Annotated in this window: 11 protein-coding genes; 8 read left to right on the top strand and 3 right to left on the bottom strand. The window is 46.7% G+C overall.

Translation table 11 applies throughout. From position 1 onward, the window contains the following. Positions 1-24: 24 nt before the first annotated feature. The 3 genes from hutU (at position 25) to BN1765_RS18350 (ending at position 4,385) form a co-directional block, all read left to right on the top strand. Entirely contained in the window at positions 25-1,683 is a 1,659-nt protein-coding gene (gene hutU / locus BN1765_RS18360; protein ID WP_050616476.1) for a urocanate hydratase, read from the top strand. Between the two features lie 5 nt (positions 1,684-1,688). Continuing rightward, entirely contained in the window at positions 1,689-2,930 is a 1,242-nt protein-coding gene (hutI, locus tag BN1765_RS18355; protein WP_050616475.1) for an imidazolonepropionase, read from the top strand. A gap of 162 nt (positions 2,931-3,092) precedes the next feature. Next, a complete protein-coding gene (locus BN1765_RS18350) occupies positions 3,093-4,385 on the top strand; it encodes a Na+/H+ antiporter family protein (RefSeq protein WP_050616474.1) in 1,293 nt (430 codons plus the stop codon). Between the two features lie 284 nt (positions 4,386-4,669). Here the strand turns inward: BN1765_RS18350 and BN1765_RS18345 are convergent, their stop codons facing one another. The 3 genes from BN1765_RS18345 to BN1765_RS18335 form a co-directional block, all read right to left on the bottom strand. Further along, positions 4,670-5,731 carry an LCP family protein gene (locus tag BN1765_RS18345; protein ID WP_050616473.1) on the bottom strand — a complete coding sequence of 354 codons (1,062 nt, stop codon included), beginning with the start codon at positions 5,729-5,731 and terminating at the stop codon, positions 4,670-4,672. Between the two features lie 420 nt (positions 5,732-6,151). Next, complete coding sequence (locus tag BN1765_RS18340) at positions 6,152-7,129, bottom strand: LCP family protein (protein ID WP_050616472.1); 978 nt, start codon at positions 7,127-7,129, stop codon at positions 6,152-6,154. A gap of 90 nt (positions 7,130-7,219) precedes the next feature. After that, a complete protein-coding gene (locus tag BN1765_RS18335) occupies positions 7,220-7,855 on the bottom strand; it encodes a YigZ family protein (protein ID WP_050616471.1) in 636 nt (211 codons plus the stop codon). Positions 7,856-8,519: 664 nt separating this feature from the next. Between BN1765_RS18335 and BN1765_RS18330 the strand changes: the two genes are divergently transcribed. The 5 genes from BN1765_RS18330 (at position 8,520) to BN1765_RS18310 (ending at position 13,629) form a co-directional block, all read left to right on the top strand. Next, entirely contained in the window at positions 8,520-9,665 is a 1,146-nt protein-coding gene (locus tag BN1765_RS18330) for a sensor histidine kinase (protein WP_050616470.1), read from the top strand. Between the two features lie 50 nt (positions 9,666-9,715). After that, the gene (locus tag BN1765_RS18325; RefSeq protein ID WP_050616469.1) at positions 9,716-10,405 is read left to right on the top strand and encodes a response regulator transcription factor; all 690 of its coding nucleotides are present in this window, start codon (positions 9,716-9,718) and stop codon (positions 10,403-10,405) included. Between the two features lie 220 nt (positions 10,406-10,625). Then, positions 10,626-11,468, top strand: a complete 843-nt coding sequence (locus BN1765_RS18320) for a DegV family protein (RefSeq protein WP_050616838.1) — start codon at positions 10,626-10,628, stop codon at positions 11,466-11,468. Between the two features lie 102 nt (positions 11,469-11,570). Further along, on the top strand, positions 11,571-12,944 hold the full coding sequence (locus BN1765_RS18315; protein ID WP_050616468.1) for an ATP-dependent helicase ComFA: 1,374 nt from the start codon (positions 11,571-11,573) through the stop codon (positions 12,942-12,944). Beyond that, on the top strand, positions 12,937-13,629 hold the full coding sequence (locus tag BN1765_RS18310; RefSeq protein ID WP_050616467.1) for a ComF family protein: 693 nt from the start codon (positions 12,937-12,939) through the stop codon (positions 13,627-13,629). The genes BN1765_RS18315 and BN1765_RS18310 overlap by 8 nt, the downstream gene beginning before the upstream one ends. Positions 13,630-13,636 lie beyond the last annotated feature (7 nt).

The raw sequence follows: 13,636 nt of genomic DNA, 5'->3' as shown, positions 1-13,636 counted from the left end.
AGAGCAGAAAGGGGCGGAGAAAAGATGGTTGATCGAACGGTAGGGGCGAAAAGAGGCACAGAATTGGAATGCAAAGGCTGGGAACAGGAAGCGGCATTGAGGATGCTGCGCAATAATCTGGATCCGGAGGTGGCGGAAAAGCCGGAAGAGTTAATTGTGTATGGGGGAATCGGCAAGGCAGCGCGGAATTGGGAAGCGTTCCATGCCTTGGAGGCTACACTAAAACGGCTGGAAAATGATGAAACGATGCTCGTGCAATCAGGAAAGCCGGTTGCCGTATTTAAGACACATGAAATGGCGCCGCGTGTGTTGCTGTCGAATTCGGTGTTGGTGCCAAAGTGGGCCAATTGGGAGCATTTCCACGAGCTAGATCAAAAAGGTTTGATGATGTACGGCCAAATGACAGCAGGTAGCTGGATTTATATTGGCACTCAGGGCATTCTGCAAGGGACGTTCGAAACCTTCGCCGCATTGGCAGACCAGCACTTCAATGGTTCGCTGCGGGGCACTATTACCCTGACGGCCGGCATGGGAGGGATGGGCGGCGCCCAGCCGCTGGCAGTCACGATGAATGGCGGAGTGGCGATTGTAGTGGAGGCCGATCCTTTGCGAATCGAGAAACGGCTTTCGACCAAGTACTGCGACTGTATGACGGATCGTGTCGATGAAGCGCTCCAGTGGGCGATGGAGGCAAAAGAGGCGGGGATTCCCCGGTCGATTGCTCTATTGGGCAACGCAGCCCAGATCCACCATGAAATTCTGGATAAGGATGTCTACATCGATATCGTGACGGATCAGACTTCGGCCCATGACCCGCTGAACGGATATATCCCCGCAGGGCTCAGCTTGGATGAAAGTGCAAAAATGCGCCGGGAACACCCGGAACGCTATGTGGAAATGGCGAAGAAATCAATGGCCGACCATGTAAAAGCCATGCTCCGTTTTGCCGAAAAAGGAGCAGTTGTCTTTGATTACGGCAACAACATCAGACAGGTTGCCAAAGACGAAGGGGTTGAAGAGGTTTTTTCGTTTCCTGGATTTGTCCCTGCCTATATCCGCCCTTTGTTCTGCGAAGGAAAAGGGCCGTTCCGCTGGGCAGCCCTATCAGGGGAAGCAGAGGATATTTACCGCACCGACCGGCTCATCAAGGAGCTTTTTCCCGAAAATGAACATCTTCAGCGCTGGATTGCATTGGCTGCTGAAAAGGTTGAATTCCAGGGGCTGCCGGCACGGATTTGCTGGTTGGGCTATGGTGAACGGCTGAAAATGGGTCTTGCCATTAATGATTTGGTGAGAAAAGGCGAATTGAAGGCTCCGATTGTCATTGGGCGAGATCATTTGGATTGCGGATCGGTTGCATCGCCTAACCGCGAGACGGAGAATATGCGGGATGGAAGCGATGCGGTCGGCGACTGGGCCATCCTGAACGCGCTGGTGAATACAGCGGCCGGCGGTTCCTGGATTTCCGTGCATCATGGAGGCGGCGTGGGAATGGGCTATTCCCTTCATGCCGGCATGGTGGTCGTGGCGGACGGATCAGAACAAGCAGAGAAAAAGTTGAAAAGGGTACTGACGACAGATCCGGGCATGGGAATTGTCCGCCACGCGGATGCCGGCTATCCAAAGGCGATTCAAGAAGCGCATGATAAGGGAATCGATATGCCGATGCTGGGGAGGGACTAGCGGCCATGCATGATACATTAGTGATGAATATAGGAGAGTTGCTGCTTCCGATGAAGAGTCCCGTTCCATTAAAAGGCGAACGGATGAAAGAGTTGGCGGTCAAGCGCCGGGCCGCATTCGCTGTCAAAGACGGGCATGTGTCCTGGATAGGGGCAGATGATCCGGCGTTTTTTCCAGACGCGGCTGAAACGATAGACGTTGGCGGAAAAGTCGTTTCACCGGGCCTTGTCGATTGTCATACCCATTTAGTCCATGGAGGCTCGAGGGAAAATGAGCTGGCATTGAAGCAGAGTGGCTTGGATTACTTGGAAATCCTCAAACAAGGAGGAGGCATTCTTTCAACGGTAAAAGCAACGAGGGAAGCCGGAGCTGATGAATTATTCGAAAAAGCGGCAAAGCATCTGCGGCGGATGATGAGCCATGGGACGACTACAGTCGAAAGCAAGAGCGGTTACGGTTTGGATCGGGAAACAGAATTGAAACAGCTCCTGGTGGCTAAAAGGCTATCTGAGCACTTTCCTCTCAGAATGGTTTCCACGTTTCTTGGCCCCCATGCATTGCCGCCTGCATTCAGCGGAAAAGAAGATGATTTCATTGCGTACATGTGCCGGCTGGCTGCCGAGGTTGCAGACAAGAAACTGGCGTCTTTTGCTGATATATTCTGTGAGCATGGGGTCTTTACCACCGAGCAGGCAAAGACATTCCTGCAGCATGCAAAAGCTTGCGGGCTTGGCGTTAAGATCCATTGCGATGAAATCGTTTCGCTTGGCGGTACGGAGTTGGCCGTTGAACTGAATGCGGCAAGTGCCGACCATGCGGTAGCCGCGTCCGATCGGGCGATTGGTCTGCTGGCGCAATCAGAGACAGTGGCCGTATTGCTGCCGGGGACTACCTTTTATCTCGGGAAAAATGAGTATGCCCGAGCCCGAACGATTATAGACTGTGGAGGAGCGGTTGCCCTCGCCACTGATTTTAATCCGGGAAGCTGTGTGACAGAAAATCTGCAGATGATTATGTCCTTGGCAGCCCTGCGCTTAAAGATGACAGCAGAAGAAATATGGAATGCCGTGACTGTGAACGCCGCCCATGCAATTGGCTTGGGGGAAAGCGCCGGATCGCTTGCCATTGGTGCTCAGGCCGATTTTGTGGTTTGGGATATACCGAATTATGCTTATCTGCCATACCATTTCGCCGTGAATCACGCTGATGCAGTTTATATTAAAGGGAAGAGAATACTAGACTGTTAATATGGTGATAGAAGGGTGCATAGACTACATGCATCTTTTTTTTGTGAGCTTAAATGGCTGATGAAAGTGGTAGATTAGTACTAGATAAACTTTTTGCTGTACTTTATTATATTAGTTAGGTAAAGTAATAAAGTAATAGAAACGAAATGTGGGGTGCATCATATGTTCAATGCCGTTCTGATCAGTGTGATTGCTTTAATGGCACTTAGTTTATTAAGGGTAAATGTTTTATTTTCGATTATTGTTGCCGCCATCGTGGCTGGAGCCGTTTCCGGCATGGGCATTGTCGATACGGTCAATGTCTTGATTTCCGGGATGGGCGGGCAGTCAAATACAGCATTAAGTTATGTGTTATTGGGAATCTTCGCTGTCATGATCGGGATGTCTGGAATTACCACCATCCTTGTGAATAAAATGCTGAAGGTTTTTAAAGGGAAAAAGACGCTCCTTGTTTTATCAATTGCAGGTTTGGCCTGTCTTTCACAAAACGTCATTCCTGTACATATTGCCTTTATCCCTATTCTGATTCCGCCGTTACTGGCTTTGTTCGATCGTTTGAAATTGGACAGAAGAAGCGTTGCAACAGCATTGACATTCGGTCTGCAAGCGCCGTATATGGTGATTCCGGCTGGTTTCGGATTGATTTTCCAAGGGATTGTCCGCGATGAAATGGTATCTAATGGGATGTCCGTTTCCTTGCATGACGTTACATTATCCATGTTAATACCGGGAGCTGGGATGATTGTCGGCTTACTGTTTGCCGTTTTCGTATCGTACCGGAAACCCCGTGAATATAAAGTACTTGAAGTAAAACAGCAAACAGATGAAATCATCAAATGGAATCTCTCTCATACTTTCACGGTCATCAGCATCGTGGCAGCATTGGTCATTCAGCTATGGACAGAATCACTTGTATTGGGCGCCATTGCCGGAATTATTGTCTTGTTCGTTACGAGAGTGGTTGATTTCAACGAAGGAGATGCAGTGGTACAAAAAGGGATCGGCATGATGGGGATGATTGCGTTTGTCATGCTTGTCGCTTCAGGCTATGCAGCCGTATTGAAAGAAACTGGAGCTGTGAATAGCCTCGTGAACGCAACAACGGATATCATCGGCACGTCTCCGATGATGATTGCATTCATCATGCTATTGGTTGGCCTGATCATTACAATGGGCATCGGTTCGTCCTTCGGTACAGTGCCAATCTTGGCGGCGTTATATGTGCCAATCTGCGCAGCGGCAGGGCTATCGCCATTAGCGACAGCTGCATTGATCGGAACAGCCGGCGCACTTGGCGATGCGGGTTCTCCAGCATCAGACAGCACCTTGGGACCGACAGCAGGACTAAGCGCAGACGGACAGCACCACCACATCTGGGACACATGCGTACCAACATTCCTACACTACAACATCCCGCTATTCATCTTTGGGATGATAGCAGCCGTAGTTTTATAACGAAAAGCGGAGACGGCCGTTGCAGCTAGACACCAAGAAAAGCGGAGAACACCCGTTTAGCTGCGTAGGGACTGGAGCCCTTTCTCTTTGAGATAAAGGAAACACAGTGAGCATAGCGAACTGATGTTGACTTATCGTAGAAGAAAAGGGTGAAGTCCCCTAGCCGCTGGTTGTTCGGAGCTAGACAGAGAGAAAAGCGGAAGGGCAGTAGCCCCTACAACCTAATAACCGAAAACACCCCCTTCACCAGAATAGGCGAAGGGGGTGTTTGATTATGCGCTGATTTATTCTTCCTCTGAAGAATCACTGTTTGCCGGCATTTGATTCTTCAACGTTTCTTGTGGTGCCGTTTCTTGCGCTACTTTTGAGGAAGCGGTTGTTTCGAGGTGCTCTTTCAAGGTGTCTGAAATTTCTTCTACGTTCTCATCATCCAATTGGTAATAATAGACGCCGTCGATCGTGGCATCTTGGCCCTGAAGCTGCAGATTTTCGATTTCCATGTCGTTGTTTTTAAGGGCGAAGGCCATCAATGATTTGATTTGAGAGAAGGTAAAGTTGGTTTTCATATTCTCGCCGACTGTTTCCATCACATCTGTATACTTGGTGAGTGCTTGAGCGGTAGCTGCTTTTTTGACGATGGCCTGGATAACCTCCTGTTGGCGCTTGCCGCGTTCCATATCGTTATCTTGCTTGCGGGTACGCGTGAATGCCAATGCTTCTTCACCGTTGACCACTTGCACCCCTTTCTCTAGATGGATGGCTTTTCCGCGGTCTTTGGAATCCTTTTCGTACATTTCGTAAGGCACGTTCACTTCTATGCCGCCAAGTGCATCCACAATGTCGATCAGTGCGTAGAAGTTCATGCGCACATAGTAGTCAACCGGAATGTCCAATAGCTTCTCGACGGTTTCGACGGAGCCCCTTGCACCGCCTAAAGCATAGGCGTGGTTAATTTTTGTATAATCTCCTTTGTCAGGGACATATACGTAGGAGTCACGCGGAATACTGAGAAGCTTGACGGTTTTCAGTTTCTTATTGAAGGTTGCCAACAGCAATGCGTCAGAACGGGTACTGTCTTTGTAATTTCTTGATTGGCTGTCGTCCACGCCTATGAAGAGGATGGACATATTATCGACATGATTGGACAGATCAGCAACCGCTTTTGATGATCGGTCCAAAGGTTCATATGATTGATCGGCCACTTGCTCTGCTTTCGTGTAAAGAGTGGCCACATAGCCGACTGTGCCAAATAAGAGCACTAGGATAGGCGTTAAAATAAACATAGCTAATTTTTTGCGGCTTTTCTTTCGTTTGGTTACAACATACACTTTGCGATTCGACGCCATTTAGATACTTCTCCTTTTCCGTTTCTATCATCCGTGCTTTTTCTTTTTTTGCAATAATATTCTAACTATTAAAATGTATTTCCACTTTTGGTAGTTTAACATAATGAAGGAAGCAATAGTGCTTTGTGAAATATTCGTAATATAAAATTTACCGAAAAGTAATGTAATTTCCTGTTAATTTCCACGTTGTGGGTGATGATTGTTCTGGAAAAGTTTCTTGCCAAACGTAGTGCTGTCCGTACAGCCGGCCAGGCACTTCATGAAGGCTGAGAATCCCTTTTTTTTTTTACCTGCAGGTGCAAAGATATAAAAGGTATATGCCGTATGTTAATGGCACATTCACAAAAAATAGTGGATGGCCGGGGCTTACAAGCAGGCATAATAAAAAAACATCCGGCAACGTGCGCCGGATGTGATCTTTTATTTACCGTGGTAATCCAATTCTTCCTGCAGTTCTTTTTTGATTTTATCGATATGATCTTCATCTGGGATGAAGTAATAAATGCCTGTTGACGTATCGTTGGAACCTTCTATCTTCAATGTTTGGATACTGTCGGAAGAAAGGCTCTTGAATTTGGTGATGAATGAAAGGCCGTCTGTCGCTTTCAGATTTGTTTCCATATTTTTGCCGACATGGTCGGAAATTTCATCAACCTTCATCAAATTTTTCGGTTTCAGCATCGCGTCAAACGCTGCTTTGACAATTTCTTTCTGGCGGTCGTTTCGGCCGAAGTCACCGTTAGGATCGCGTTTTCTCATGCGGGCATAAGCAAGTGCTTCTTCGCCGTTCAGATGGGCCGGCCCTTTTTCGAAGTAAATCTTTTCACGCGGGAAGGTGTCTGTATATTCCCAGAAATCAAATGGAACATCGACATCGACGCCGCCGATTTCATCGATCACGCTTTTGAATCCTTCGAAGTTAATCGTTGCATAATAATCGATCGGAATCTCTAGGAAATTCTCTACCGTTTCGATGGTCGAGTCTTTGCCTTTATTGAATGAGGCATTTATTTTATCCTTGCGCCCTTTTGACGGGATATATACTTTTGTATCACGAGGAATACTTAAGAGCTTCATGGATTTTGTATCCGGATTGAATGTGGCTACCATGATGGTATCGGCACGTCCGTTTTTGCCTCCTGTTGCATAATCCTCGACCCCCATCAGCAGGATGGAAACAGGATCTTTGCCGAAGTGTACGGCTTTGTCGCGGAGATCGGATTTTTCGCCGCGCCCCAACTGGCTGTATGAATCATCGGCCGCCTGCATCGTTTGGTAGACAACATAGGCGCCGTAGCTGCCTGCCACTAAAACCAAAAGGATTACGATCAGAAGAAGTTTACGCAAAATCCTTCTCTTCTTTTTTCTTTTCTTGACGATGTATCGTTTCTGTTCCATTCTGTTTTCTCCCTTATGTTTGTATACGAGTAGGCTGCTATTTGCTTTCCAATGAAGGAATCGTCGTTATATAGACGTAAGCGGCGCCTATTAGGTTTCAAGCTCTTCGTGGTAGAGAAGTTCGCCTTCTGTAACGGTGGCTTGCCCATTCGTCAATTCCGTCATCCACTTGATGAACTGTTCTTTTTCCGGAACAGCCACAAATGTCTCAATATCCACTTGTTCAAGGTAGGTGATATCCTTGAGGGAGTAATGAGAGGACCGTAGTTCATTCTCTAATTTGCCAAGCCATGTATAATCGATGGTCGTATGCATGACACACATCAATGTGCGTTTCACGACCCCAGTGGCATTTATGCCTTCTGAAGCGGATTTGCCGTATGCTCTGATCAGCCCGCCGCCTCCAAGCTTGATGCCTCCGAAGTACCTTGTCACGACGACCACTGTATCCTTGAGGTTTTTCTTCTTAAGTACCTCAAGCATCGGTACGCCGGCGGTTCCGCTTGGTTCACCGTCGTCATTGGCCTTTTGTATGGAATCATGCTCGCCGATCATATAGGCGGAGCAGTTGTGGGTGGCATCCCAATGCTTTTTTTTGATTTCCTGGATGAAGGAAAGGGCGGCTTCTTCTGTTTCTGCACGATTGACGTATGTGATGAAGCGAGACTTTTGGATGACTATCTCATTTTCGCCGTATCCCTTCACAGTCCGGTATTGTTGAAGCATTCTTTTCCTCCTTCAATAAGTAATCTTTCATATATACATATACTTAGTAAAAGACATTTCTTTACTTTCTCATTATAATCTTCAGACTATAAGAGGGCAATTATTCATTATAGCAGGAGAAAATAGCCTCGAAATCCATATAGAAAGATAATAAACGGCCGGCGGTAAAATTTGTTACAGTTTGGTAAATAGATGTAATGAAACTTTAATATACCAATGAAAAATAGCTGTTATAATAAAACATACGTCGATAGTGTTAAATTATTTAAAAATAACTTAATTCAGCGTATAATGATAATAGTCATGCAAAAGGGGAAAAGTTGGAATTCTCACTTGTTCAGGAAATGAACAGGAGAAAAGACATATGTAAAAATAAAAGTGAAATAGTTTAAAATAAATAGAATCCAATATAAATCTACTAGCTTATCAAGAAAAAGAGATCATTGAAAGCGATAAAAAACGAACGATTATCTGGTTTTTGCTTGAAATGGTTGCAAAACAATGTATTTTTGGTGAATTCCATACTAAGATAGACATAGTACTTGAGGCGTTGTTTTAAAAAAAGAATGATGAGGACGACTCACTATGTATATGATCATCAACCCGGTAACAAAGCATTTTGATTAAATCATGGTGCGAGTTGGACGAAGACGGAGGCATCTGTATGTCCATAAAAAAAGTAGACATCCAAGAGTTAGATGCAATTTTAGAAAAAATGATCCATATGGTAGGCGCAAGCAAGAATGAAATTTTCAATATCGGCGAACAAAGCAGGCTGGATTTTGAGACTCTGCTAGAGGAACTGAAGAATATACGCAGCATGGTGCTTCTGGTAATTGAAGAAGGGGACCAGTTGGAGCGGAAAGCCCGGTTGGCCCGTAAGCGACTATCGGAAGTCAGTATGCATTTTAATACATTTTCAGAAGCACAAGTCCGTGAAGCATATGAAGTGGCTCATTCCTTACAGGTGGATCTGCAAATGAACAGGCAGATGGAGAAGCAGCTGCGCCACAAGCGCGATGATCTTCAGCGCCGGCTGATCGGCCTGCAGAATACGATTGAACGGGCTGAACATCTTGTTTCTCAAATCAGCATTGTTTTGAACTTCTTGACCAGCGACTTGGCGCAAGTAGGGGAAATATTGCATGATGCGAAGCGCCGCCAGGAATTTGGCTTCAAAATCATCGAAGCACAGGAAGAAGAACGAAAGCGCTTATCGCGTGAAATTCATGATGGGCCTGCTCAAATGATGGCAAACGTCATGATGAGATCAGATTTAATAGACCGAATCTTCCGAGAACAAGGGGCCGAAGAAGCGTTAGTTGAAATCCGGAACCTGAAAAAAATGGTACGCAATGCTTTATATGAAGTAAGACGGATTATTTATGACTTGCGCCCGATGGCTTTGGATGACCTTGGGCTCGTACCTACGCTGCGGAAATATTTAAGCAATATTGAAGAATACAACCAGACTTTGAAGATTGACTTTGTCTCATTGCGTGAAGACATACGATTGCCTACCAAGATGGAGGTTGCTTTATTCAGGCTGATTCAGGAATCGGTCCAGAATGCCATCAAGCACGCTGAGGCATCTACCATTACTGTGAAGATAGAAATAAATAAATCGCATGTAATGGCTGTTATAAAGGATGACGGAAAAGGGTTTGATCCAGATACAAAGAAAGAAGGTTCATTCGGTCTGATCGGCATGATGGAACGTGTAGACCTTCTGAATGGTGATCTAACAGTAGATTCAAGTATTGGGAAGGGAACAGTCGTCATGATTTCCATGCCGATTGAAATTTCATAAGCAATACCTTTATAAAGAATGGGACTGGATATAGACAAGGGGAGTGGAACATGTTGAGCACTACGAGTATTGTGATCATAGACGATCACCAGCTATTCCGTGAAGGGGTAAAACGAATTCTTGATTTTGAAGAGTCATTTGAAGTGGTCGCTGAAGGCGATGACGGTAGCGAGGCAATCGATCTAGTCGATCGCCACAGACCGGATGTCGTCATAATGGACATCAATATGCCTACCACGAATGGAATCGAAGCGACGAAGCAATTGATTCAGCAATTCCCGAATACAAAGGTCATCATCCTCTCCATCCATGATGATGAGAATTATGTAACGCATGCACTTAAGACAGGCGCCAGCGGCTATCTATTGAAGGAAATGGACGCCGATGCCCTGATTGAAGCTGTCAAGGTAGTGGCTGAAGGAGGCTCATACCTCCATCCGAAAGTCACTCATAACCTGGTCCGCGAATACCGCAGACTGGCTTCTGATACAGCGGATGAGCATTCATCCCATCTGGCAACCGAAATCCGCCGCCCGCTGCATTTATTGACACGGCGCGAATGCGAAGTGCTGCAATTACTGGCTGACGGCCAAAGCAACCGTAATATCGGGGAAACATTGTTCATTTCCGAGAAGACGGTTAAGAACCATGTCAGCAATATTCTCCAAAAAATGGCCGTCAATGACCGGACGCAGGCAGTTGTGCTTGCCATCAAGAACGGCTGGGTCGAAGTCCGCTAAGAAATATAACATGAACAAATGGGATGCGATTGAAGTTAATTGCATCTCTTTTTTTTATATGAAGCGTGAACTGCCCCTAGGTGTAAAAAGGCATATAAAAGCCCATAATGGAAGCAGAATATATATAGGGTATAACATTTTAATGCAAAACAACCACTTTTCATATAAAATGGTTAATATAATTGATATAGAGAAAATGATAATAAGGCAGGTACTACTTATGAAAACGGCAGTTCTGACGGATAGTACGGCGTACATCCCGAAAACCTTGCGTGAACAGTTGAATATACATATGGTTCCCCTAAGTGTTGTATTTGGAAACGAAACTTACAGAGAAGAAATTGACATAAGAGCAGATGAATTTTATGAAGAAGTAAAGAAAGAAGAAAAATTGCCCACTACCTCTCAGCCTCCAATCGGTTTATTCGTCGAAACATTTTCCGAGCTAGCAAAAGAGTATGATGCAGTTGTAAGTATCCACTTATCGAGCGGCATCAGCGGCACTTTCCAAGGAGCAGTAGCAGCCGGGGACATGGTCGAAGAAATCGAGGTCCACTGCTTCGACTCCGAAATTTCCTGTAGTGTCCAAGGCTTCTATGTCATTGAAGCGGCAAAAATGGCCCAAAACGGTGCCACTCCTGAGCAAATTATAGAGCGCCTGGAGGAAATCAAGAAAAGCGTCAGAGCTTATTTCATGGTGGACGACTTGAACCATCTGCAAAGAGGCGGACGTTTGGGCAGTGCCCAAGCCATCATCGGCAGTCTGTTGAAGGTGAAGCCAATCCTGCATTTCCAGGATAAAATGATCGTTCCTTTCGAAAAAATCCGCACAAGCAAAAAAGCGCTGAAGCGAATCGTGGATCTTTTGGAGGAAGATGCAAAATCAGGCGAACCGATAGAAGCCGTCATCATCCACGCCAACCGTGAAAGCGATGCGCGTGAATGGATGGAAGAACTGGCAGCCCGCTTCCCGAATGTGAACTTTGAACTGAGCTATTTCGGCCCGGTCATCGGCACCCATTTAGGGGAAGGCGCGTTGGGCATGGGTTGGTATAAGAAGTAAGATACAGAAGCTGTCCTTTTTAGGGCGGCTTTTTTTGTGCCTATCTAAAGGAAACAACTAGCCTTTTGTCGAATTGTGTGGGGAAAGGAGCTGATTCAATACATGAAAGACCTTCAATCACAGCTATGCGGTAAAACGCTGCTCGCATCCGAACTGACGGATCTATCCCCCGATGCTCTCCAAGCTGCCCTCGAACAAAAAATCATCCAACAAACAGCTGGACTGGCCAAGATGAATGGCCGGCTCACATGCCAGCGCTGCGGCAACCGTGATTCCAACCGTTTTGCCTCACACCATTGCGCCCGTTGCGGAAAGGAATGCGCCTATTGCCGGAACTGCATTATGATGGGTAAAGTGGCTTCATGCAGTACACTTATTCACTGGACAGGCCCGCCGGTTGTTTTTCCATTCCATGAACAATGCCTACAGTGGCAAGGAACATTATCGCCGGGACAGCAGGCAGCCGCGGATTTGGTTGTCCGGGCAGTACAGCAGAAGCAGACGGCCTTGGTCTGGGCGGTTTGTGGAGCAGGAAAAACGGAGGTGTTGTTTCCGGGCATTGCCGCTGCATTGTCTCAAGGAGAACGAGTCTGCATTGCCACCCCGAGAACGGATGTTGTCCTCGAACTGGCGCCGCGCCTGAAGCAAGCCTTTCCTTCCGTCACCATTGCGTCGCTTTACGGCGGAAGCGAGGAAAAGAATGTGTTGGCGCAATTGGTTGTCTCGACCACCCATCAGTTGCTTCGCTATCAAGAGGCGTTCGATCTGGTGGTTATTGACGAAGTGGACGCCTTTCCCTATAGTATGGACCAGGCGCTCCAATATGCAGCTGCCAGAAGCCGCAAACCAATCTCTTCACTTATTTACCTCACCGCCACCCCTTCCCGCGAGCTGCAAAAACAAGCAGCCGCCAACACCATCCACTGTGCGACTATTCCCGCCCGCTTTCATCGCCATCCAATCCCTGTGCCGCGTTATCAGTGGTGCGGCAACTGGAAAAAAGCATTTTCCCTGCAGAACATACCGGTTCCCATCCAAGAATGGTACAGAGAAAAACTTGCCTCCCAAACGCCGTTTCTATTATTTTTCCCCCATATCGAAATCATGAATGCTTGTTTGCCTTTCTTTCAACAAGACTACCCAGAATTGATGAGTGTCCATTCGGAAGACCCTAAGCGGAAAGAAAAGGTGCAGGCATTGCGTGAAGGAAAAGTGCTTGGCCTGATGACAACCACCATTCTTGAACGGGGTGTGACTATTCCCCGTCTGCATGCAGCAGTCGTCGGAGCAGAAGAAGGTATTTTCACAGAGAGTGCGCTTGTGCAAATCGCCGGCAGGGTCGGGAGGAAAGCAGACTATCCCACAGGCGACATCGTCTTCTTTCATTACGGGAAAACATGGGCGATGAAGCGCGCTGTCCGCCAGATCGAAACCATGAACAAAGAAGCGGCGGAAAGGGGAATGATTGATGTTTAAGTCCAATCTCTGTCTCTATTGCAGCACGCCGATGATGGCTTCCTATTCATGGGCCACGTTTTCGTGGAGCTATCAAAAACCCCTGCTATGCACAAGCTGCGAAGGCAAGTTGGCACCAATCAGCGGGACTACATGCAGTATTTGTTCAAGGGAATTGCCGACGGCAGAAGTCTTATGCCAAGATTGCAGCCGTTGGGAACAGGATGGTAGATGGAAAGGCATATTGGGCAAAAATACGTCTCTCTATCACTATAATGACTTTATGAAAGAGCTGATTGCCCTCTATAAATACCGCGGCGATACGGCACTTGCTGAAGTGTTTGCCGGACCGCTGAAGAAATGCCTCAGCGTTTATAAGGAAGCATTGATTGTCCCGATTCCGTTAAGCGATGAACGACTGATGGAAAGAGGCTTCAATCAAAGTGAACAATTGATCCTGAAAGCAGGATGCAAGCCGGTTCACTTGCTGGCACGGATCCACAGCGAAAAACAATCGAAAAAAACGCGCCGGCAAAGGCTGGAGCTGCCGCAGATTTTTCAGTTCAAAAGTAGTAGTCCGATTGAAGGTAAACAAATCGTGTTGGTAGACGATATTTATACTACAGGAAGTACTCTACGTCACGCAGCCGAAATACTATTGGAGTCAGGTGCAAGCAGCGTCCATTCACTAACGGTTGCTAGATAGATACGAA

It is taken from the genome of Bacillus testis (assembly GCF_001243895.1).
GTDB classification, from domain to species: domain Bacteria; phylum Bacillota; class Bacilli; order Bacillales; family DSM-1321; genus Bacillus_AD; species Bacillus_AD testis.
This window is presented reverse-complemented; position numbering and strand designations above follow the sequence as displayed.

Coding starts and splice junctions, on each gene's coding strand:
- hutU (WP_050616476.1), top strand. CDS start 25: ATGGTTGATCGAACGGTAGGGGCGAAAAGAGGCACAGAATTGGAATGC.
- hutI (WP_050616475.1), top strand. CDS start 1,689: ATGCATGATACATTAGTGATGAATATAGGAGAGTTGCTGCTTCCGATG.
- BN1765_RS18350 (WP_050616474.1), top strand. CDS start 3,093: ATGTTCAATGCCGTTCTGATCAGTGTGATTGCTTTAATGGCACTTAGT.
- BN1765_RS18345 (WP_050616473.1), bottom strand. CDS start 5,731: ATGGCGTCGAATCGCAAAGTGTATGTTGTAACCAAACGAAAGAAAAGC.
- BN1765_RS18340 (WP_050616472.1), bottom strand. CDS start 7,129: ATGGAACAGAAACGATACATCGTCAAGAAAAGAAAAAAGAAGAGAAGG.
- BN1765_RS18335 (WP_050616471.1), bottom strand. CDS start 7,855: ATGCTTCAACAATACCGGACTGTGAAGGGATACGGCGAAAATGAGATA.
- BN1765_RS18330 (WP_050616470.1), top strand. CDS start 8,520: ATGTCCATAAAAAAAGTAGACATCCAAGAGTTAGATGCAATTTTAGAA.
- BN1765_RS18325 (WP_050616469.1), top strand. CDS start 9,716: ATGTTGAGCACTACGAGTATTGTGATCATAGACGATCACCAGCTATTC.
- BN1765_RS18320 (WP_050616838.1), top strand. CDS start 10,626: ATGAAAACGGCAGTTCTGACGGATAGTACGGCGTACATCCCGAAAACC.
- BN1765_RS18315 (WP_050616468.1), top strand. CDS start 11,571: ATGAAAGACCTTCAATCACAGCTATGCGGTAAAACGCTGCTCGCATCC.
- BN1765_RS18310 (WP_050616467.1), top strand. CDS start 12,937: ATGTTTAAGTCCAATCTCTGTCTCTATTGCAGCACGCCGATGATGGCT.